Source organism: Stenotrophomonas sp. JAG2, from assembly GCF_041080745.1.
Classification (GTDB): domain Bacteria; phylum Pseudomonadota; class Gammaproteobacteria; order Xanthomonadales; family Xanthomonadaceae; genus Stenotrophomonas; species Stenotrophomonas maltophilia_AA.
On record NZ_JBEUMH010000003.1, the window covers coordinates 350527 to 368363 of the forward strand.

20 protein-coding genes are annotated in these 17837 nt (G+C 67.0%); 14 read left to right on the plus strand and 6 right to left on the minus strand.

Going from position 1 to position 17837, the window contains the following annotated elements:
• Positions 1-11 precede the first annotated feature (11 nt).
• Together AB9O74_RS05730 and AB9O74_RS05735 are read right to left on the minus strand one after the other, a co-directional pair.
• Positions 12-1259 (minus strand): TIGR03862 family flavoprotein, encoded by a 1248-nt coding sequence (locus tag AB9O74_RS05730; RefSeq protein WP_369348721.1) that lies wholly within the window; start codon positions 1257-1259, stop codon positions 12-14.
• 10 nt (positions 1260-1269) lie between these two features.
• Positions 1270-1710, minus strand: a complete 441-nt coding sequence (locus AB9O74_RS05735) for an FKBP-type peptidyl-prolyl cis-trans isomerase (RefSeq protein WP_369348722.1) — start codon at positions 1708-1710, stop codon at positions 1270-1272.
• A 66-nt stretch (positions 1711-1776) separates the two neighbouring features.
• Between AB9O74_RS05735 and AB9O74_RS05740 the strand changes: the two genes are divergently transcribed.
• The 4 genes from AB9O74_RS05740 (at position 1777) to AB9O74_RS05755 (ending at position 4682) form a co-directional block, all read left to right on the plus strand.
• Positions 1777-2142, plus strand: a complete 366-nt coding sequence (locus AB9O74_RS05740) for a DUF6164 family protein (protein WP_176989617.1) — start codon at positions 1777-1779, stop codon at positions 2140-2142.
• Between the two features lie 49 nt (positions 2143-2191).
• Positions 2192-2944: a sulfurtransferase gene (locus AB9O74_RS05745; protein WP_369348723.1), complete on the plus strand. Its 753-nt coding sequence runs from the start codon at positions 2192-2194 to the stop codon at positions 2942-2944.
• Positions 2945-3082: 138 nt separating this feature from the next.
• Positions 3083-4075, plus strand: coding sequence for an LLM class flavin-dependent oxidoreductase (locus AB9O74_RS05750; RefSeq protein WP_179459265.1), 993 nt, complete (start codon positions 3083-3085; stop codon positions 4073-4075).
• Between the two features lie 97 nt (positions 4076-4172).
• Positions 4173-4682, plus strand: a complete 510-nt coding sequence (locus AB9O74_RS05755) for a pyridoxamine 5'-phosphate oxidase family protein (protein WP_346478606.1) — start codon at positions 4173-4175, stop codon at positions 4680-4682.
• A gap of 111 nt (positions 4683-4793) precedes the next feature.
• Here AB9O74_RS05755 and AB9O74_RS05760 read toward each other — a convergent pair whose 3' ends face one another.
• Both AB9O74_RS05760 and AB9O74_RS05765 read right to left on the minus strand, forming a co-directional pair.
• Positions 4794-5450 carry an exopolysaccharide biosynthesis protein gene (locus tag AB9O74_RS05760; RefSeq protein WP_176989621.1) on the minus strand — a complete coding sequence of 219 codons (657 nt, stop codon included), beginning with the start codon at positions 5448-5450 and terminating at the stop codon, positions 4794-4796.
• Positions 5434-6744 carry a hemolysin family protein gene (locus AB9O74_RS05765; protein ID WP_369348724.1) on the minus strand — a complete coding sequence of 437 codons (1311 nt, stop codon included), beginning with the start codon at positions 6742-6744 and terminating at the stop codon, positions 5434-5436. Before AB9O74_RS05765 ends, AB9O74_RS05760 begins: the two co-directional genes overlap by 17 nt.
• 282 nt (positions 6745-7026) lie before the next feature.
• Here AB9O74_RS05765 and AB9O74_RS05770 point away from each other — a divergent pair, with 282 nt between their 5' ends.
• Both AB9O74_RS05770 and AB9O74_RS05775 read left to right on the plus strand, forming a co-directional pair.
• Entirely contained in the window at positions 7027-7653 is a 627-nt protein-coding gene (locus tag AB9O74_RS05770; RefSeq protein WP_176989623.1) for a DUF47 domain-containing protein, read from the plus strand.
• Between the two features lie 13 nt (positions 7654-7666).
• Positions 7667-8788: an inorganic phosphate transporter gene (locus AB9O74_RS05775; protein ID WP_176989624.1), complete on the plus strand. Its 1122-nt coding sequence runs from the start codon at positions 7667-7669 to the stop codon at positions 8786-8788.
• Between the two features lie 103 nt (positions 8789-8891).
• Here the strand turns inward: AB9O74_RS05775 and AB9O74_RS05780 are convergent, their stop codons facing one another.
• A complete protein-coding gene (locus AB9O74_RS05780) occupies positions 8892-9464 on the minus strand; it encodes a GNAT family N-acetyltransferase (RefSeq protein WP_369348725.1) in 573 nt (190 codons plus the stop codon).
• A gap of 128 nt (positions 9465-9592) precedes the next feature.
• Positions 9593-11482, minus strand: coding sequence for a DNA topoisomerase IV subunit B (gene parE / locus AB9O74_RS05785; protein WP_369348726.1), 1890 nt, complete (start codon positions 11480-11482; stop codon positions 9593-9595).
• A gap of 163 nt (positions 11483-11645) precedes the next feature.
• Between parE and AB9O74_RS05790 the strand changes: the two genes are divergently transcribed.
• The 8 genes from AB9O74_RS05790 (at position 11646) to ispD (ending at position 17823) form a co-directional block, all read left to right on the plus strand.
• A complete protein-coding gene (locus AB9O74_RS05790; protein WP_176989627.1) occupies positions 11646-11885 on the plus strand; it encodes a hypothetical protein in 240 nt (79 codons plus the stop codon).
• 261 nt (positions 11886-12146) lie between these two features.
• Positions 12147-12407: a hypothetical protein gene (locus AB9O74_RS05795; RefSeq protein WP_179459259.1), complete on the plus strand. Its 261-nt coding sequence runs from the start codon at positions 12147-12149 to the stop codon at positions 12405-12407.
• The gene (locus AB9O74_RS05800; RefSeq protein WP_176989628.1) at positions 12404-14068 is read left to right on the plus strand and encodes a CTP synthase; all 1665 of its coding nucleotides are present in this window, start codon (positions 12404-12406) and stop codon (positions 14066-14068) included. The genes AB9O74_RS05795 and AB9O74_RS05800 overlap by 4 nt, the downstream gene beginning before the upstream one ends.
• A gap of 105 nt (positions 14069-14173) precedes the next feature.
• Positions 14174-15004, plus strand: coding sequence for a 3-deoxy-8-phosphooctulonate synthase (gene kdsA, locus AB9O74_RS05805; protein WP_019183338.1), 831 nt, complete (start codon positions 14174-14176; stop codon positions 15002-15004).
• Positions 15001-15417, plus strand: coding sequence for a hypothetical protein (locus tag AB9O74_RS05810; RefSeq protein ID WP_369348727.1), 417 nt, complete (start codon positions 15001-15003; stop codon positions 15415-15417). Before kdsA ends, AB9O74_RS05810 begins: the two co-directional genes overlap by 4 nt.
• A 69-nt stretch (positions 15418-15486) precedes the next feature.
• Complete coding sequence (eno, locus tag AB9O74_RS05815; protein ID WP_121041757.1) at positions 15487-16773, plus strand: phosphopyruvate hydratase; 1287 nt, start codon at positions 15487-15489, stop codon at positions 16771-16773.
• 4 nt (positions 16774-16777) lie between these two features.
• Positions 16778-17128, plus strand: a complete 351-nt coding sequence (gene ftsB, locus AB9O74_RS05820) for a cell division protein FtsB (protein WP_265310090.1) — start codon at positions 16778-16780, stop codon at positions 17126-17128.
• Positions 17125-17823: a 2-C-methyl-D-erythritol 4-phosphate cytidylyltransferase gene (ispD, locus tag AB9O74_RS05825; protein ID WP_369348748.1), complete on the plus strand. Its 699-nt coding sequence runs from the start codon at positions 17125-17127 to the stop codon at positions 17821-17823. The genes ftsB and ispD overlap by 4 nt, the downstream gene beginning before the upstream one ends.
• Positions 17824-17837 lie beyond the last annotated feature (14 nt).

Sequence of the window (17837 nt, forward strand, 5' to 3'; positions counted from 1 at the left end):
CACCTCGCGATCTATGCCTGCGCCAGCCACGCCACCACGCCACGGCCGGCGCGCAGCCCGCTGGCGTAGCACGCCGTCAGCAGGTAACCGCCGGTCGGCGCTTCCCAGTCCAGCATCTCGCCGGCGCAGAACGTGCCGGGGCGCTCGCGCAGCATCAACTGCGCGTCCATCGCCTCCAGCCGCACGCCACCGGCGGTGCTGATCACTTCATCGATCGGCCGCGGTGCCTGCAGTGCCAGCGGCAGGCGCTTGAGCGCATGCGCGATCCGGTCCTGCGGCAGCTGCCCGGCCTCGCGGCCCAGCACCTCGAACAGCAGTGCGGATTTGACCCCGCCCAGGCCGAGCTGGCGACGCAGGAACTCGCCGAAACTGCGGCCCTGGCGCGGCTTCTGCAGCTTCTCCAGCACCTGCGCTTCGGTCTGGCCCGGCAACAGGTCCAGCTGCAGGTCCACCCGGCCATCGCGGGCCAGACTGTCGCGCAGATCGGCCGACAGCGCATAGATCAGGCTGCCTTCGATCCCGGTTGCGGTGATCACGCATTCGCCCTGCAGCGAACGCGGCTGACCCTGCAGGTCGGTCCAGTGCGCCACCACCGGCTTGAGCGGGGCACCGGCCTGGCGCTCGCTGAAGTAGGGCGTCCAGCCGATGTCGAAGCCGCAGTTGGCCGGCTTCAGCGGGGCGATGTCGATGCCGCGCGCGGTCATGGGAGAGACCCACGCGCCATCCGACCCCAGTTCCGGCCAGCTGCCGCCGCCGAGCGCGAACACCACAGCGTCGGCAGTCACGGTGGTCTCGCCTTCAGGGGTCTGGAAACACAGCGCGCCCGCGTCATCCCAGCCGGTCCAGCGATGCTGCACATGGAAGCGCACACCCTGTTCCTTCAGCCGGCGCACCCAGCCGCGCAGCAGCGGCGCGGCCTTGCGGTCGACCGGGAACACGCGCCCCGAACTGCCCACGTAGGTCTCCACGCCGAATGCCAGCGCCCAGGCGCGCAGCGCCTCGGCATCGAAATCGGCCAGCCAGCCGCCTACCGCCTCCGCATGCTCGCGATAACGCGAGACGAACACGTCGCGCGCATCGGAGTGGGTCAGGTTGAGGCCGCCCTTGCCGGCGATCAGGAACTTGCGGCCGGGTGATCCCTTGGCCTCGTACAGATCGACGACGTGGCCGGCAGCGCGCACGGTTTCCGCCGCCATCAGGCCGGCGGGACCGCCGCCGATGATCGCGACCCGGCGTGGGGTAGTCAGGGCAATGCTCATGCAGGCAGGATCAACGCGGCTTGACGTCGAGCAGCTCGACATCGAACACCAGCGAGGAGTTCGGTGCGATCGGGCCGGCGCGGCGGGCGCCATAGCCATACTCGGCGGGAATCATCAGCGTGCGCTTGCCGCCCACCTTCATGCCGGCGAAACCGTCGTCCCAGCCCTTGATGACCTGGCCTTCGCCGAGATCGAAGCTGAAGGGCTCGCCACGGTCCACCGAGCTGTCGAACTTGTCGCCGTGCTTGTCGGCGGTGCGTTCGTCGTAGATCCACCCGGTGTAATGCACCGTGACCTTGCTGCCCGGCGTGGCCTCGGCGCCGGTGCCCGGCTGGGTGTCGATCTTCTCGAACTGCGCGATGCTGCCACCGGGCGGCGGGCCGGGCGGGGTGCAGGCCGCCAGCAGCGACAACATCAGGGGGGCGAGCAGGTAACGCGGCAGACGGCGCATGGCGGGCTCCGGATCCAAAAAACGGGGACGCAAGGGTAGCGCATCGCCGGGCGCTATCATGGGCGCATGTCGAAACTGCTGCTCAACCTGCGCAATGTCGCGGACGATGAAATCCAGGATGTCACCGCCCTGCTGGACAAGGCGGGCATCGCCCATTACCGCACCGAGCCCAGCCCCTGGGGAATCTCCTTTGGCGGGATATGGGTCCGCGACAACGAGGATCACCCGCGGGCCAAGGCGCTGATGGCCGAGTACCAGCAGGCGCGCGGCGAACGCGTCCGCGGTGAGCGCGAGGCCGCCCTGCGCGAGGGCACGGCCGAGACCTTCGGCAGCCTGATCCGGCGCCGCCCGGTGTTCGTGGTCGCGGTGTTGATCGGCATGGCCGTCGCGACCGCGCTGGTGCTGCTGCCGTTCGTGCTGCTGCGCGGCTGATTCCCGGCCGGGTCAGGCGCGGCGCCTGCCCAGCGGCTAAAATGGCGGGATGATCGCCAATACCGCCGCCTACCACTTCACCCCCGTCGCCGACCCGGACGCGCTGTGCGCGACCCTGCTGGAGCGGGCAACCGCCGCGCAGCTGCGCGGCACGATCCTGGTGGCGGGCGAGGGCATCAACCTGTTCCTGGCCGGCGCCGAGCCCGGGATCGACGGCTTCTACGCCGCGCTGCGGGCGGATCCGCGGTTTGCCGGGCTGCGCGTGAAGACCAGCTACAGCCACATGCAGCCGTTCGCCCGGCTCAAGGCCAAGGTCAAGCCGGAGATCATCAGTTTCCGCATCGACGACGGCCAGCCGCTGGCCTATCCGCGCGCACCCTCTATCGATCCGGCCACGGTGCAGCGCTGGCTGCGCCAGGGGCACGATGACGCGGGCAAGCCGGTGGTGATGCTGGACACCCGCAACACCCAGGAAATCGAGTACGGCACCTTCCAGGACGCGCTGGTGCTGCCGATCACCAAGTTCACCGACCTGCCCGAGGCCCTGGCCCCGCACCGCGAGGCGCTCAAGGACAGCACGGTGGTCAGCTTCTGCACCGGCGGCATCCGCTGCGAGAAGGCGGCGCTGTGGATGCGCAACGATGGCATGGACAACGTCCTGCAGCTGGACGGCGGCATCCTGGGCTATTTCGAGGCCGTGGGCGGCGAGGGCTATGACGGCCGCTGCTTCGTGTTCGACGAGCGGGTGGCGCTGGACCCGGCTATGCAACCGCTGGTCGACCAGGACGCCGACGCCGCCTGAGCCGTCTTCACGGCCTTGATTGTCCTGAATCGTCGCGAGACGGAAATCAGCGTCTTGCCATCCGCGCCTTGTGGGCGGTGGCAAACCGCGCGGACAGCCCCATCTCAGTGAGATATCTCCTGGTTGGAACGAGCATTCATGATGCAGCTGTCGATTCTTGATCTGGCGCCGGTCTGCGAAGGCAGCGACACCACGCAGGCCTTCGCCAACATGCTGGACCTGGCCCAGCACGCCGAAGGCTGGGGTTTCCATCGCTATTGGCTGGCCGAGCACCACAACATGCCCGGCATCGCCAGCGCCGCCACCGCGGTGCTGATCGGTCATGTGGCCGGGGGCACCCAGCGCATCCGGGTCGGCGCCGGCGGCATCATGCTGCCCAACCACTCGCCGCTGCAGGTGGCCGAGCAGTTCGGCACCCTGGCCTCGCTGTACCCGGACCGCATCGATCTGGGCCTGGGCCGCGCGCCGGGCACCGACCAGCCGACCGCCCGCGCGCTGCGCCGTTACTTCGACAGCGCCGACCAGTTCCCGCAGGACGTGCGCGAGCTGCTGCACTACTTCGAGCCGGCCCAGAAGGGGCAGGCCGTGCGCGCCGTGCCCGGTGCGGGCATTCCGGTACCGGTGTGGCTGCTGGGCTCCAGCCTGTTCAGTGCGCGCCTGTCGGCGGCGATGGGGCTGCCGTTCGCGTTCGCCTCGCACTTCGCCCCGGACGCGATGGACGAAGCGCTGGCGGTCTACCGTCGCGAGTTCCGCGCCTCGCAGTATCTGCAGGCGCCGTACGCGGTGCTGGGCCTGAACGTGGTTGCCAGTGATTCCGAAGCCGACGCCAAGCGGCTGTTCACCACCCAGCAGCAGAGCTTCGTCAATCTGCGGCGCGGCCTGCCGGGTCTGATTCCGCCGCCGATCGACGACATCGAAGCGTTCTGGCAGCCGCACGAAAAGGCAGGCGTGCAGAGCGCGCTGGCCTGTGCGGTGGTCGGCGACGTGAAGCAGGTGCAGGACGGCCTGGCCGCCTTCGTGGCGCGGCACAAGCCGGACGAAGTGCTGGTCACCGCCAACATCTACGATCATGCCGCGCGCAAGCGTTCGTTCGGCCTGGCGATGCAGGCATGGCGCGCGTTGCAGGCCTGACGCCGGCGCTGCATGCGAAGAACGCGTGACCGCGCGGTTCACGTCGCCGTAGCCGCCAATCGGCTGTGATGGGGGCTCCCCTTACAGGAGCCACCTCATGGCCGAACACGATCGCCAGCAGCACATCAAACAACTGGCCGGATTGATCCGCGACGTGGACATCGCGATGTTCACCACGGTCGGCGCGGACGGCCGGTTGTTCAGCCGACCGCTGGGCACGCAGGAAGTTGAGTTCGATGGCGACCTGTGGTTCGCCACCGGGGCCGACAGCCCGAAGATCGCCGAGATCGCGGCGAATCCGCGCGTCAACGTCGCCTATGCGTCGCCCTCGGGCAACACCTATGTCTCGGTCTCGGGTACGGCCCGCGTGGTCAACGACCGCGCGAAGATCGAGCAGCTGTGGTCACCGGCGATGAAGATCTTCTTCCCCGGCGGCAAGGACGACCCGAACCTGCGCCTGATCCACGTCAGCGCCGAATCGGCCGAGTACTGGGATGGTCCCGGTGGCCTGCTGGGCAAGGCGCTGTATTTCGTGCTGTCGGCGGTGACCGACGATCCGGGCGCGATGTCCGACACCGGCACGGTGGATCTCAAGCCCGGCGCGTAGGTACCGACTCGATAACCCGGCAGGTACCGACCGTTGGTCAGCAATGCGGCAGGTACCGACCGTGGGTCAGCAATGCGGTAGGTACCGACCGTTGGTCGGTACCTCAGTACGTCAGAACCAGCGCTGGAACAGATCCACCGTATAGCCCACCAGCTGCCCCGAACTGAAGCCAAAGAACAACACGGCGGCCACGGCGCCGATCCAGTTGAGCAGCATCAGCACGCCATCGCGCTCCAGCAGCGCGAGGGCGAACAGCAGCAGCTGGAAGCCGAACAGGTAATTGGTGAGCGGGATCGGCAGCGACAACAGCACGCCGATCAGAATCAGCAGCAGGCCGCTGAACGCGTGCGCCGGCAGCGGCACCAGCAGCCCGGGCATCCGCGGCTTGAGCAGACGGTCCAGCCGCCGCAGCGGACCGTCGATCCGCTCCAGGAAACGATGCATGGTTCCGCGTTTCGGACCCCGCCTGCTGATGAAGCCCGGCAGCCACGGCCGGCGCATGCCGCACAGCATCTGCGCGCCGATCAGCACCACCAGCGGCCCGCTGACCGCACCGCCGATCCCGGGGATCGGAATGAAGGCGGGCAGGATCGCGACGAACAGGAACACACCGAACGCACTCTGCTGCAGGTCCTGCAGGATCTGGCCCAGCAGCAGCCGTTGCTCCGGGTCACCGTGGTCGAACATCGCCAGCAGGGTACGGATACCCTCGTTGCGGTACTGCGGCCGCGTCGGGTCCGGCGGCGTCGGCTCAGCCGGTGATGTCATCGGTCTCGTCTTCGCTCAGGGTACGCAGCAGCAGCTTGTCGACCCGGGCACCGTCGAGATCGACGATCTCGATGCGCCAGCCGGCCCAATCGAAGTACTCGCCCGCATGCGGGATGCGGCCGAAATAGTGGATGCACATGCCGGCCAGCGTGTAGTAGTCGCCATCATCGGCATCGGGCAGCTCGGCGTTGCCCATCAGTTCGCGCAGATCCTCGATCGACAGCGAACCGTCGACCAGGAACGAGCCGTCCTCACGGGTCACCACCAGCGCGTCCTCGTCCACGTTCTCCACCGACTGCAGGCGGCCAACCACCGCGCCCATCAGGTCGCTGATCGTGACCAGGCCCTGGATCTCGCCGTACTCGTCCACCACCAGCGCCATCGACTGCTGTTCCTCGCGGAAGATCTCCAGCAGCTTCATTGCATGGGTGGACTCGGAGACGTACAGCGGCTCGCGCAGGTTCTGGAACAGCGAATGGTCATCGCGCACCAGGCGGGTCACCAGGCTCTTGACCTCGAGCACGCCGACGATGTCCTGGTCGTTGTCGCGGAACACCGGGTACCGCGAGAACTCGTTCTCGCGCATGGTCGCGATGTTCTTCTCCGGATCGGCCTGGGTATCCAGCCAGGCGATCCGGTTGCGCGGGGTCATCAGGCTGTCGGCGGTGCGGTCGCCCAGGCGCATGACGCGGTTCATCATGTCGCGCTCGTGGGCGTCGATCACGCCGGCCTCATGGCTCTCGGCCACCAGCATGCGGATCTCTTCTTCCGTCACCGAGGCCGATTCGTCCTTGCCCAGGCCGAGCACGCGTAGCACCAGCCGGGTGGAGTGGGACAGCAGCCAGACGCCGGGCGCGGCGATGCGGGCCAGCCAGCTCATCGGCAGCGCCACGAGGCCAGCGATGTCCTCCGAACGGGTCAGGGCCAGCCGCTTGGGAACCAGTTCGCCGAAGATCAGCGTCAGGAAGGTGATCAGGGCCACGGCCAGCGTCTTGCCGACCACGCCCGAGTAAGCAAAGGCCGGGAACATGCCCTGCAGCCACTCGGCGATGGTCAGGCCGATGGCCTCACCGCCGAACAGGCCGGTCAGGATGCCGATCAGGGTGATCCCGATCTGGACCGTGGAGAGGAAGTTCTCGGGCTTCTCGGACAGCGTCAGGGCGCGCTCGGCGCGCTTGCTGGAGCCGGCCATCTGCTTGAGGCGGCTCTTGCGCGAGGTCATGACCGACATCTCGGACATGGCGAAGAAGCCGTTGAGCAGGATCAGGGCGAGGACAATAATCAGTTCAAACACGGGCGGCATCCCCGGTTGGTGGCAGGGAGGGCGTGTTCAAGCGATGTCGGCTACCGGAGGGCGCGTGAGCGCGGCGGTGCGGCGGGGGGTAAGGGTCGTCGTCCATAGAGTGCACCCGAAGGTGCCCGCGCATCTTAACAAAAGGCCGGGGCAGGGATGCAATCAGGGTCGTTCAGGCAGGGCCGTCAGAGCGTGAAGATGACAGGGAGTACCCGGATTGGACATCAAACCGTCATAATTCCGCCCGGTGCCGTCCTTCCTCGACGGCGAATAGGTTTCTCAATGTTCTCTCTGCAGACCATTTTTGGCTCCGGCAAACAGTTCTACACCCTGCTGGACGAGGCTGCCCAGGCCGCCCAGGACAGCTCCAAGGCGCTGCACTCCATGCTGCGCGAAGCGGACCGCCAGCCGGCGCTGGACGCCTTCAAGCTGGCCCGCCTGCGCGAGCGCGCGGCCTCGGACAAGATCAGCCAGGCGCTGGTCGACAGCTTCATGACCCCGATCGAGCGCGAAGACATCGAAGCGCTGGGTTCGGCGCTGTACAAGATTCCCAAGCAGATCGAGAAGTTCGCCGATCGCTATTCGCTGGCCACCCAGCATCTGGAACACATCGATTTCGCGCCGCGCGCGGCGATGCTGGAACAGGCTGCCAACGTGGTGGTGGAGATGGTCAACGACCTGCGCCACATGAACCTGGACCGGATGACCGCGCTCAACGAGAAGCTGCGTTCGCTGGAAAACGAAGCCGACCGCCTGATGCTCGAGCTGTACCGCGACATCTACTCCGGCCGCCTGGACAGCCTGCAGATGTTCCTGCTCAAGGAATTCTTCGAGATCCTGGAAAAGGCCATCGATCGTTGCCGCGAGGCCGGCGTGGTGGCGTACCAGATCGTCTTGAAGAACAGCTGACGGACGCCACAGCATGCTGACCCTTGTCCTGGTGGTGATCCTGGCCGCGCTCGTCTTCGAGTTCATCAACGGCTTCCACGACACCGCCAACTCCATCGCCACCGTGGTGGCGACCAAAGTGCTCTCGCCCGGCTGGGCGGTGATGCTCGCCGCGTTCATGAACCTCATCGGCGCACTGACCGGCACCGCCGTCGCGCTGACCATCGCCTCGGGCCTGCTCAACACCAACGTGGTCGATGTGACCCCGCAGGTGATCCTGTGCGCGCTGCTGGGCGGCATCATCTGGAACCTGATCACGTGGTGGAAGGGCCTGCCGTCTTCGTCCTCGCACGCCCTGATCGGCGGCCTGTGCGGCGCCGGCCTGGCCGCGGCCCACAACAACTGGGACGCGCTGATCTGGTCCGAGCGCATCGGCACCTGGGCCCAGAACAAGGGCCTGCTGTGGAAGGTGTTCCTGCCGATGATCACCTCGCCGATCGCCGGCTTCCTGCTCGGCATCGCGGTGATGCTGCTGCTGTGGGGCATGATCGCGGGCATGGCGAAGATCGGTGGCTTCCTGGGCCGCCTGGCGCGCCCGCGCATCGTCAACGCGTTCTTCGGCAAGGCCCAGATCGTGTCGGCGGCCTACATGGGCTTCGCCCACGGCCACAACGACGCGCAGAAGACCATGGGCATCATCGCCATGACCCTGATCGGTGCCGAGGCGACCGGTGCGTTGAACGACCTGCCGTCCTGGCTGGCCTTCATGCACCCGGACGCGAGCGCCGGTGACGGCATCGCGATGTGGATCGTGCTGACCTGTGCCGTGGTGATGGCCGCCGGTACCGCGTCGGGCGGCTGGAAGATCATCAAGACCCTGGGCCACAAGATGGTCAAGCTGCACCCGATCCACGGTTTCGCCGCGGAAACCAGCTCGGCCACGATCCTGACCGTGGCGGCGCACTTCGGCATGCCGGTCTCCACCACCCACAGCATCTCCACCGCGATCATGGGCGTCGGCTTCGCCAAGAATCCGCGTTCGCTGCGCTTCGGCGTGATCGAGCGCATCGTGTGGGCCTGGATCCTGACGATCCCGGCCGCCGGCGGCTGTGCGTACCTGATCCTGCGTCTGTTCGAAATGTTCGGCTGGGCCTGATCGGTCCACGCGTTGAACATCGAAAAGCCCGCCGAAAGGCGGGCTTTTTCGTGGGAAGGCGGATGCCGAGGCCGAAATGGCCGGAGGCCGTTTCGTGAGACGGTCACCCTGACACTGCGCTGCCTGGTCTCTGCCACTCCCTTGCCAGCAGCCCATACACCGCCGAATCCGATACTTCGCCGGCGACCCGCCAGCGCTCCCGCAGCAGCCCCTCGCGCTGGAAGCCGAGCCGCTCCAGCACCTTCGCCGAGGGGGCGTTGCGCGGATCGATCTCCGCTTCCAGGCGGCGCAGGCGCAGCACGTCGAACAGATACGCCACGAACCGTGACAGCGCCTCGTGCATGTAGCCCTTGCCCTGTGCCGACGGCGCCAGGTGATACCCGATCTCCCCGCGCCGGGACGTCTCGTCGATCGCGAATACCACCACGATCCCCAGCAGTGGCCCGTCCACACGTTCACGGATCGCCAGCTTCAACTGCGTGCCCGCATCCAGCGCGGCCAGATCGTCGAGGATCTGCACGTAGGCCTGCTTGAGGTCCGTCCACGCCGGATGATTCCAGTAACGCATGCCGGCACGGTCGGACTGGATCGCGAACAACGCCTGCGCGTCCGTGGCGCGGATCGGTGTCAGCACCAGACGCGCGCTCTCCAGTTGCAGGGTGGGATCGAACGGCATGCGGGTTCCTGTGCTCGAGGTGTGGCCACGTTAGCCGCTCCTGCCCCGTGTAGCCATGCCCGGTGTCTCCCCGTGCCCCAAAAAAAACCCGCCGGGAGGCGGGTTTTTCCACTGTCACAACCGGTCGATCACACTTCCAGCGAGGCCAGGTCGCCCTTCTTTTCCAGCCAGCCCTTGCGGTCGCTGGCGCGCTTCTTGGCCAGCAGCATGTCCATCAGCGAATGGGTCTGCTCGCCATCGTCGATGGTGAGCTGCACCAGGCGACGCGTATCGGGGTGGATGGTGGACTCGCGCAGCTGCTCCGGGTTCATTTCACCCAGGCCCTTGAAGCGGGTCACGCTGACCTGGCCCTTGATCTTCTCGCGCTCGATCTTGTCCAGCATCGTGCGCTTTTCTTCCTCGTCCAGGGCGTAGAACACCTGCTTGCCCACGTCGACGCGGAAGAGTGGCGGCATCGCCACGAACACGTGGCCGGCATCGACCAGCGCCGGGAAGTGCTTGAGGAACAGCGCGGTCAGCAGGGTCGCGATGTGCAGGCCGTCCGAGTCGGCGTCGGCCAGGATGACGACCTTGCCGTAGCGCAGGCCGGCGATGTCTTCCTTGCCCGGGTCGCAGCCGATCGCGATCGCCAGGTTGTGCACTTCTTCCGAGGCCAGCACGCTGCCCGAGGACACTTCCCAGGTGTTGAGGATCTTGCCGCGCAGCGGCAGGATCGCCTGGAAGTCCTTGTCGCGGGCCTGCTTGGCACTGCCGCCCGCGGAGTCGCCTTCGACCAGGAACAGCTCGGTGCGCGACAGGTCCTGGCTGATGCAGTCGGCCAGCTTGCCGGGCAGGGCGGGGCCCTGGGTGACCTTCTTGCGGGTCACCAGCTTTTCGGTCTTCAGGCGCGCACTGGCGCGCTCGATCGCCAGCTGCGCGATCTGCTCGCCCAAGGCGACGTTCTGGTTGAGCAGCAGGCTGAAGGCATCGTGTGCGGCGCCCTCGACGAAGCCCGCGGCCTGGCGCGAGGACAGGCGTTCCTTGGTCTGGCCGCTGAACTGCGGATCGGTCATCTTCAGCGACAGCACGAACGATACGCGGTCCCAGACGTCTTCCGGGGCCAGCTTGACGCCACGCGGCAGCAGGTTGCGGAAGTCGCAGAACTCGCGCAGCGCCTCGGTCAGGCCGGTGCGCAGGCCGTTGGCGTGGGTGCCGTGCTGGGCGGTCGGGATCAGGTTGACGTAGCTTTCCTGGACCAGTTCGCCCTCGGGAATCCAGGCCAGGGCCCAGTCCACGATCTCGTTTTCTTTCTTCAGGTGGCCCACGAACAGGTCGGCCGGCAGCATCTCGCGCTCGCCAAGCTCGGCCTTCAGGTAATCGCTCAGGCCATCTTCGTAGTACCAGGTGTCCTGCTCGCCGGTCGCTTCATCGAGAAGCTTGACGGTCAGGCCCGGGCACAGCACAGCCTTGGCGCGCAGCAGGTGGCGCAGCGCACGCAGGTTGTACTTGGGCGTATCGAAGTACTTCGGGTCGGCCCAGAAGCGCACGCGGGTACCGGTGTTCTTCTTGCCGACGCTGCCGACCACTTCCAGCGGAGTGGCGCGGTCGCCGTTGCGGAAGGTGATGCGGTGTTCGCTGCCGTCGCGCTTGATGTGCACTTCGACCAGGGTGGACAACGCGTTGACCACGCTGACGCCGACGCCATGCAGGCCGCCGGAGAAGGTGTAGTTCTTGTTGTTGAACTTGCCGCCCGCGTGCAGGCGGGTCAGGATCAGTTCGACGCCGGGGATCTTCTCCTCGGGGTGGATGTCCACGGGCATGCCGCGGCCGTCATCGCTGACCTCGCAGCTGCCGTCCTTGAACAGCGTGACTTCGACCGTGTGGGCGTGTCCGGCCAAGGCTTCGTCGACGGCATTGTCGATGACTTCCTGCGCCAGATGGTTCGGGCGCGCGGTGTCGGTGTACATGCCGGGGCGGCGCTTGACCGGGTCCAGGCCGGACAGGACTTCAATATCGGCGGCGTTATAGCGGGCGTTCATCTGTCTTCATAAAGCGCAATGCGACGGCGAAGTTTGCGGTCTGGACGGGTTTTTTGCACGCCACACGTTCAGGGGGCGGCCGACCGGGGCGCGATAGACTGTCTGCGATGGGAAACCGGACCCTCCGGCGACCCATTCCATGCCATACCGCGAGGAGCACCCCATGAAGAAGTTGCTGACCATCGTTGCCATCGCCGCCGCCGTGGTGGCCGTGCCCATGGCACTGGCCCAGAACGCCGGACAGGGCCAGCCCACGCCGCAGCAGGGCGAACAGGCCGACAAGGCGCAGGCCGAGGCGGACGCCAAGGCCAAGCGCCGCGCCGCCGCCACGGCCGAAATGAAGGCCAGGGGCGAGCAGGCCCCGCAGAAGGAAGAGGAAGAAGAAGCGCGGAAGAAGCGATAAGCGCTTCGCGCTGACGCTTCCCCACGGTTTGCGCGGCAAACCGTGGGCCCCGCTCACCCTCTCCTCCACATCCCCGCGCCTGTCGGCGCGCCCCCTTGAACTCCAAGGGGGCTCTCCACCAGAGAGACCTGGGAATCTGAAAAAGTACTCACCATGAGCCCCGGTATCGCGCCGGGGCTCTTCTTTTTATGTGAAGACCGTCATCCGCCCCTTGGGCTGGAGGCCGGCAATCTGTAAACTATGGCTTTCCGGGAGTAGTGCGTGTCATCCATCAGCGAATGGACTGGCCTGATCGTGCGCGATCGCCAGCAGGGTAGGCAGGAGGTGACGGTCCAGACAGTGGCCGGCACGGCTGACCCGACGTCGCTGACCCACTCCCGCACCGTCTCCCCCCTGATCCCGGCCCTGGCGCGTGAACGCCCCGCAGCCGCCCGGATCGCCCCGATTTCCCCCTTCACGTCGTCCGTCGCCCTGCGCGCCGGCGCCGTTTCCCCCTTCCTGACAGGACACCCCCAGCCATGACTCCCTTGATCTTCGTAACCGGCGGCGTAGTGTCCTCGCTCGGCAAAGGTATTGCCGCCGCGTCGCTTGCCGCCATCCTCGAGGCCCGCGGCCTGCGGGTGACGATGATGAAGCTCGATCCGTACATCAACGTCGATCCGGGCACCATGAGCCCGTTCCAGCACGGTGAGGTCTACGTCACCGACGACGGCGCCGAGACCGATCTGGACCTGGGCCATTACGAGCGCTTCGTGCGCACCCGCCTGAGCCGCAAGAACTCGGTCACCACCGGCCGGATCTACGAGAACGTGATCCGCAAGGAGCGCCGCGGCGACTACCTGGGCGCCACCGTGCAGGTCATTCCGCACATCACCGATGAAATCCGCCGCTGCATGGACGAGGCCACCGAAGGCTTCGACGTGGCGCTGGTCGAGATCGGCGGCACCGTGGGCGACATCGAGTCGCTGCCGTTCCTGGAAGCGATCCGCCAGGTGCGCACCGAGCGCGGCCCGGAGAAGGCGCTGTTCATGCACCTCACCCTGGTGCCGTACATCGCTGCTGCCGGTGAGCTGAAGACGAAGCCGACCCAGCACTCGGTCAAGGAGCTGCGCTCGATCGGCATCCAGCCGGACGTGCTGCTGTGCCGTTCCGAGCAGGTCGTGCCGGATTCGGAGCGCCGCAAGATCGCCCAGTTCACCAACGTCTCCGAGCGCGCGGTGATCAGCGTGCCGGACGTGGACGTGCTGTACCGCATCCCGATGGGCCTGCATGCGCAGGGCCTGGACGATATCGTCGTCAACCAGCTCAAGCTCGGCGACAAGGCCGGCCCGGTCGACCTGGCCGAGTGGGAAGCCGCGGTGGATGCCACCCTGCACCCGCTGGATGAGGTGACCATCGCCGTGGTCGGCAAGTACGTCGATCACCAGGACGCCTACAAGTCGGTCGGCGAAGCGCTCAAGCACGGTGGCCTGCGCCAGCGCACCAAGGTCAACCTGAAGTGGCTCGAAGCCCAGGAGCTGGAGGACAGCGACCTGGCCGCGCTCAAGGATGTCGACGGCATCCTGGTGCCGGGCGGCTTCGGCGACCGTGGCTTCGAAGGCAAGGTGCTGACCTCGCAGTTCGCCCGTGAGCATCAGGTGCCGTATTTCGGCATCTGCTACGGCATGCAGGCCGCGGTGGTCGATTTCGCCCGCCACGTGGCCGGCCTGGACGGCGCCAACAGCACCGAGAACGACCGCCAGTCGCCGAACCCGGTGATCGGCCTGATCACCGAATGGCGCACCGCGACCGGCGATGTCGAGAAGCGTGACGACAAGAGCGATCTGGGCGGCACCATGCGCCTGGGCCTGCAGGAGCAGCGCCTGAAGCCGGGCACGCTGGCCCGCGAACTGTACGGCAAGGACGTGGTGTCCGAGCGTCACCGCCACCGTTATGAGTTCAACAACCGCTACCGCACCCAGCTGGAGGATGCGGGCCTGGTGATCGCCGGCAAGTCGATGGACGACACCCTGGTGGAAGTCATCGAGCTGCCGCGCGACCAGCACCCGTGGTTCCTGGCCTGCCAGGCGCACCCGGAGTTCCTGTCCACGCCGCGCGAAGGCCACCCGCTGTTCATCGGCTTCATCCGCGCCGCGCGCGAGCGCAAGGCCGGTGGCAAGCTGGCCCAGGACGCAGCCGCCTGATCGGCACGCCGCACTTGCAGTGGGGGCCGCGCGCCCCCATTGCAGAGCGCTAATCACCCACGGCGGCTGGCCTGGCCAGTGTCCGCCGGACAACAAGGAAACGCCATGAAACTGTGTGGATTCGACGTCGGGCTGGACCAGCCCCTGTTCCTGATCGCCGGCCCGTGTGTGATCGAGTCGATGCAGCTGCAGCTGGACGTGGCTGGCAAGTTGAAGGAAATCACCGATCGCCTCGGCATCAACTTCATCTTCAAGTCGAGCTTCGACAAGGCCAACCGCACCTCCGGCACCGCCTTCCGTGGCCCGGGCATGGAAGAGGGCCTGAAGGTCCTGGCCGAAGTGAAGAAGCAGATCGGCGTGCCGGTGCTCACCGACGTGCACGAATACACCCCGATGGACGAAGTGGCCTCGGTGGTGGACGTGCTGCAGACGCCGGCCTTCCTGGTGCGCCAGACCGATTTCATCACCAAGGTGTGCGCGGCCGGCAAGCCGGTCAACATCAAGAAGGGCCAGTTCCTGTCGCCGTGGGACATGAAGCCTGTCGTGGAGAAGGCCAAGGCCACCGGCAACCAGGACATCATGGTCTGCGAGCGCGGCGCCAGCTTCGGCTACAACAACCTGGTCAGCGACATGCGCTCGCTGTCGGTGATGCGCGATACCGGTTGCCCGGTCGTGTTCGATGCCACTCATTCGGTGCAGCTGCCGGGCGGGCAGGGCAACAGCTCCGGTGGCCAGCGCGAATTCGTGCCGGTGCTGGCGCGCGCAGCGGTGGCAGTCGGTGTCTCCGGCCTGTTCGCCGAGACCCACCCGGATCCGTCCAAGGCGCTGTCCGATGGTCCCAACGCCTGGCCGCTGGACCGCATGGAAGAACTGCTCGAAACCCTGATGGAGCTCGACGCGGTCACCAAGAAGCACGGGTTCTCGCGCTTCGCATGATGGCCGACGTTCCGGCGTCCCCCGCGGTGCGCCGCGGCTGGCGCGGCTGGGCCTGGGGCTGGATCGCGCTGGGCGCGGCGATCGCCGCCTGGTGCGGGGTGTTCCTGATGGTGGTGCTGATGTTCACCAGCATGGGCTCGCCCGGTGATGGCGACAACGCACTGCGCGGGGTAATGCCCATGCTGTTGGCGACGCTGTCGCTGACCGGCACCGCCGCACTGGCCTGCGTGACTGCCAGCGTGCTCGCGTTCCGGCTGCGCCGGCAGGCGGCGGGTGGCGGCGTCGGGCTGGCCCTGCTGGCGTTGCTGCTGGTGCTGCTGGTGATCCCGTCGCTGGTTCCGGGCAACGCCAGCGTGGTTGGGGCGCTGTCCGCGCCCTCGCCGATTTGGCAAGTGACGGGTGTGCAGGGATAATCACGCGGCATCTATTTTTCGGCGCTGCGTTGGCGGCGCCTCCCCACTCTGACTGGTAACCGGCCCGCTATGACCACGATCCGCAGCATCCACGCCCGTGAAATCCTCGACAGCCGTGGCAATCCCACGCTGGAAGCCGAAGTCATCCTCGAGGACGGCTCGTTCGGTCGTGCCGCGGTGCCCTCGGGCGCCTCGACCGGCACCAAGGAAGCCGTGGAACTGCGTGACGGCGACAAGACCCGTTACCTGGGCAAGGGCGTGCGCAACGCCGTGTCCAACGTCAACACCACCATCGCGACCGCGCTGAAGGGCTTCGATGCCGCCGACCAGGAAGGCCTCGACCGCCGCCTGATCGACCTGGACGGCACCGAGAACAAGGGCCGCCTGGGCGCGAACGCGCTGCTCGGTGTTTCGCTGGCCAATGCCCACGCCGTGGCCGCCTCGAAGAAGCAGGCGCTGTGGCAGCACCTGGCCAACGGCCGTGACGTGACCCTGCCGGTGCCGATGATGAACATCATCAACGGCGGCGCGCATGCCGACAACAACGTCGACTTCCAGGAATTCATGGTGCTGCCGGTCGGCTTCACCTCGTTCTCCGAGTCGCTGCGTGCCGGTACCGAAATCTTCCATTCGCTGAAGTCGGTGCTGAAGGGCCACGGCCTGAGCACGGCGGTGGGTGATGAAGGCGGCTTCGCGCCGGACTTCCGCAGCAACGTCGAAGCGCTGGACACCATCCTGGAAGCGATCGGCAAGGCCGGCTACACCGCCGGTGAAGACGTGCTGCTGGGCCTGGACGTGGCCTCCAGCGAGTTCTACGAGAACGGCAAGTACAACCTGGTCGGCGAGAACAAGCGCCTGACCTCCGAGCAGTTCGTCGACTTCCTGGCCGACTGGGCCGCGCAGTACCCGATCGTGACCATCGAAGACGGCCTGGCCGAGAACGACTGGGCCGGCTGGAAGCTGCTGACGGACCGCATCGGCAACAAGGTGCAGCTGGTGGGTGACGATCTGTTCGTCACCAACCCGAAGATCTTCAAGGAAGGCATCGAGTCCGGCACCGCCAACGCGATCCTGATCAAGGTCAACCAGATCGGCACCCTGACCGAGACCCTGGAAGCGATCGCCATGGCGCACGCGGCCAACTACGCCTCGATCGTCTCGCACCGTTCGGGCGAAACCGAAGACACCACCATCGCCGACATCGCCGTGGCCACCACCGCCACCCAGATCAAGACCGGCTCGCTGTGCCGCAGCGATCGCGTGGCCAAGTACAACCAGCTGCTGCGTATCGAGGAAGCCCTCGGTGCCGGCGCGCGTTACGCCGGTCGTGACGCGTTCGTGTCGCTGAAGCGCTGATCGCATGCGCAACTGGCGCTGGCTGCTGCTGGTGCTCGCGCTGCTGCTCGCATGGCTGCAGTACCGTTTCTGGTTTGGACCGGGCAACTCGGGCGAAGTGATGATGCTCGAGGCCCAGGTCGAGAACCAGAAGCGGGACAACGCCGGGCTGCAGCAGCGCAATGACGCGCTCGCTGCCGAGGTCAAGGACCTCAAGGAAGGCGAAGCGGCGATCGAAGAACGCGCGCGCAGCGAGCTGGGCATGATCAAGCCCGGCGAGAAGTTCTACCGCGTGGTCGAAGACGCGCCGGTGCCGCCTCCGCGTGCGCCGACGGCGGTCACCGATCCGGACGCGCCGCACCAGGACGTGCCCTGATGGCGGGCATCTGGGCGGTGGTTCCCGCCGCTGGCCGTGGCACCCGCTTCGGCGGGGCCACGCCCAAGCAGTATCTCCTCGCCGGCGACCGCGTGTTGCTGGCCCACACCCTCGAGGCGCTGCTCTCGCACCCGGTCGTGGCTGGGGTGATGGTGGTGGTCGCCGAAAATGATGCCGACTGGCCGGGCTGGCAGTCGCTGGCGGACAAACCCATTTTGACCTGCATCGGCGGTGCAACCCGCGCCAGCTCGGTGCTGGCCGGCCTGCAGGCCTTGCCCGATGACGTACGCGCCGACGATTTCGTGCTGGTGCACGACGCCGCACGCCCGAACCTGGCCGCTGCCGATCTCGGCCGCCTGCTGGAAGTCGGGCGTGCCGACCCGGTCGGGGCGATCCTGGCCGCACCGGTGCGCGATACGCTCAAGCGTGCCGGCGATGATGGCGGCATCGATGCCACCGAACCACGCGAACGCCTCTGGCGCGCGCTGACCCCGCAGCTGTTCCGCCGCCACCAGTTGGCGCGCGCGCTGCAGGAGGCGGCCGACGCCGGCGTGGACATCACCGACGAAGCCATGGCGATGGAGCGCCAGGGGCTGCGCCCGCTGCTGGTGGAAGGCAGCGAAGACAACTTCAAGGTCACCACCCCGGCTGATCTGTCCCGTTTCGAATTCGTGCTGTCGCGTCGCGCACCCTGACGTCCGCACGCGCC

Bases quoted from the DNA above. Each gene is read 5' to 3' on its own strand.
- AB9O74_RS05730 (WP_369348721.1), bottom strand. From the start codon at position 1,259: ATGAGCATTGCCCTGACTACCCCACGCCGGGTCGCGATCATCGGCGGC.
- AB9O74_RS05735 (WP_369348722.1), bottom strand. From the start codon at position 1,710: ATGCGCCGTCTGCCGCGTTACCTGCTCGCCCCCCTGATGTTGTCGCTG.
- AB9O74_RS05740 (WP_176989617.1), top strand. From the start codon at position 1,777: ATGTCGAAACTGCTGCTCAACCTGCGCAATGTCGCGGACGATGAAATC.
- AB9O74_RS05745 (WP_369348723.1), top strand. From the start codon at position 2,192: ATGATCGCCAATACCGCCGCCTACCACTTCACCCCCGTCGCCGACCCG.
- AB9O74_RS05750 (WP_179459265.1), top strand. From the start codon at position 3,083: ATGATGCAGCTGTCGATTCTTGATCTGGCGCCGGTCTGCGAAGGCAGC.
- AB9O74_RS05755 (WP_346478606.1), top strand. From the start codon at position 4,173: ATGGCCGAACACGATCGCCAGCAGCACATCAAACAACTGGCCGGATTG.
- AB9O74_RS05760 (WP_176989621.1), bottom strand. From the start codon at position 5,450: ATGACATCACCGGCTGAGCCGACGCCGCCGGACCCGACGCGGCCGCAG.
- AB9O74_RS05770 (WP_176989623.1), top strand. From the start codon at position 7,027: ATGTTCTCTCTGCAGACCATTTTTGGCTCCGGCAAACAGTTCTACACC.
- AB9O74_RS05775 (WP_176989624.1), top strand. From the start codon at position 7,667: ATGCTGACCCTTGTCCTGGTGGTGATCCTGGCCGCGCTCGTCTTCGAG.
- AB9O74_RS05780 (WP_369348725.1), bottom strand. From the start codon at position 9,464: ATGCCGTTCGATCCCACCCTGCAACTGGAGAGCGCGCGTCTGGTGCTG.
- parE (WP_369348726.1), bottom strand. From the start codon at position 11,482: ATGAACGCCCGCTATAACGCCGCCGATATTGAAGTCCTGTCCGGCCTG.
- AB9O74_RS05790 (WP_176989627.1), top strand. From the start codon at position 11,646: ATGAAGAAGTTGCTGACCATCGTTGCCATCGCCGCCGCCGTGGTGGCC.
- AB9O74_RS05800 (WP_176989628.1), top strand. From the start codon at position 12,404: ATGACTCCCTTGATCTTCGTAACCGGCGGCGTAGTGTCCTCGCTCGGC.
- kdsA (WP_019183338.1), top strand. From the start codon at position 14,174: ATGAAACTGTGTGGATTCGACGTCGGGCTGGACCAGCCCCTGTTCCTG.
- AB9O74_RS05810 (WP_369348727.1), top strand. From the start codon at position 15,001: ATGATGGCCGACGTTCCGGCGTCCCCCGCGGTGCGCCGCGGCTGGCGC.
- eno (WP_121041757.1), top strand. From the start codon at position 15,487: ATGACCACGATCCGCAGCATCCACGCCCGTGAAATCCTCGACAGCCGT.
- ftsB (WP_265310090.1), top strand. From the start codon at position 16,778: ATGCGCAACTGGCGCTGGCTGCTGCTGGTGCTCGCGCTGCTGCTCGCA.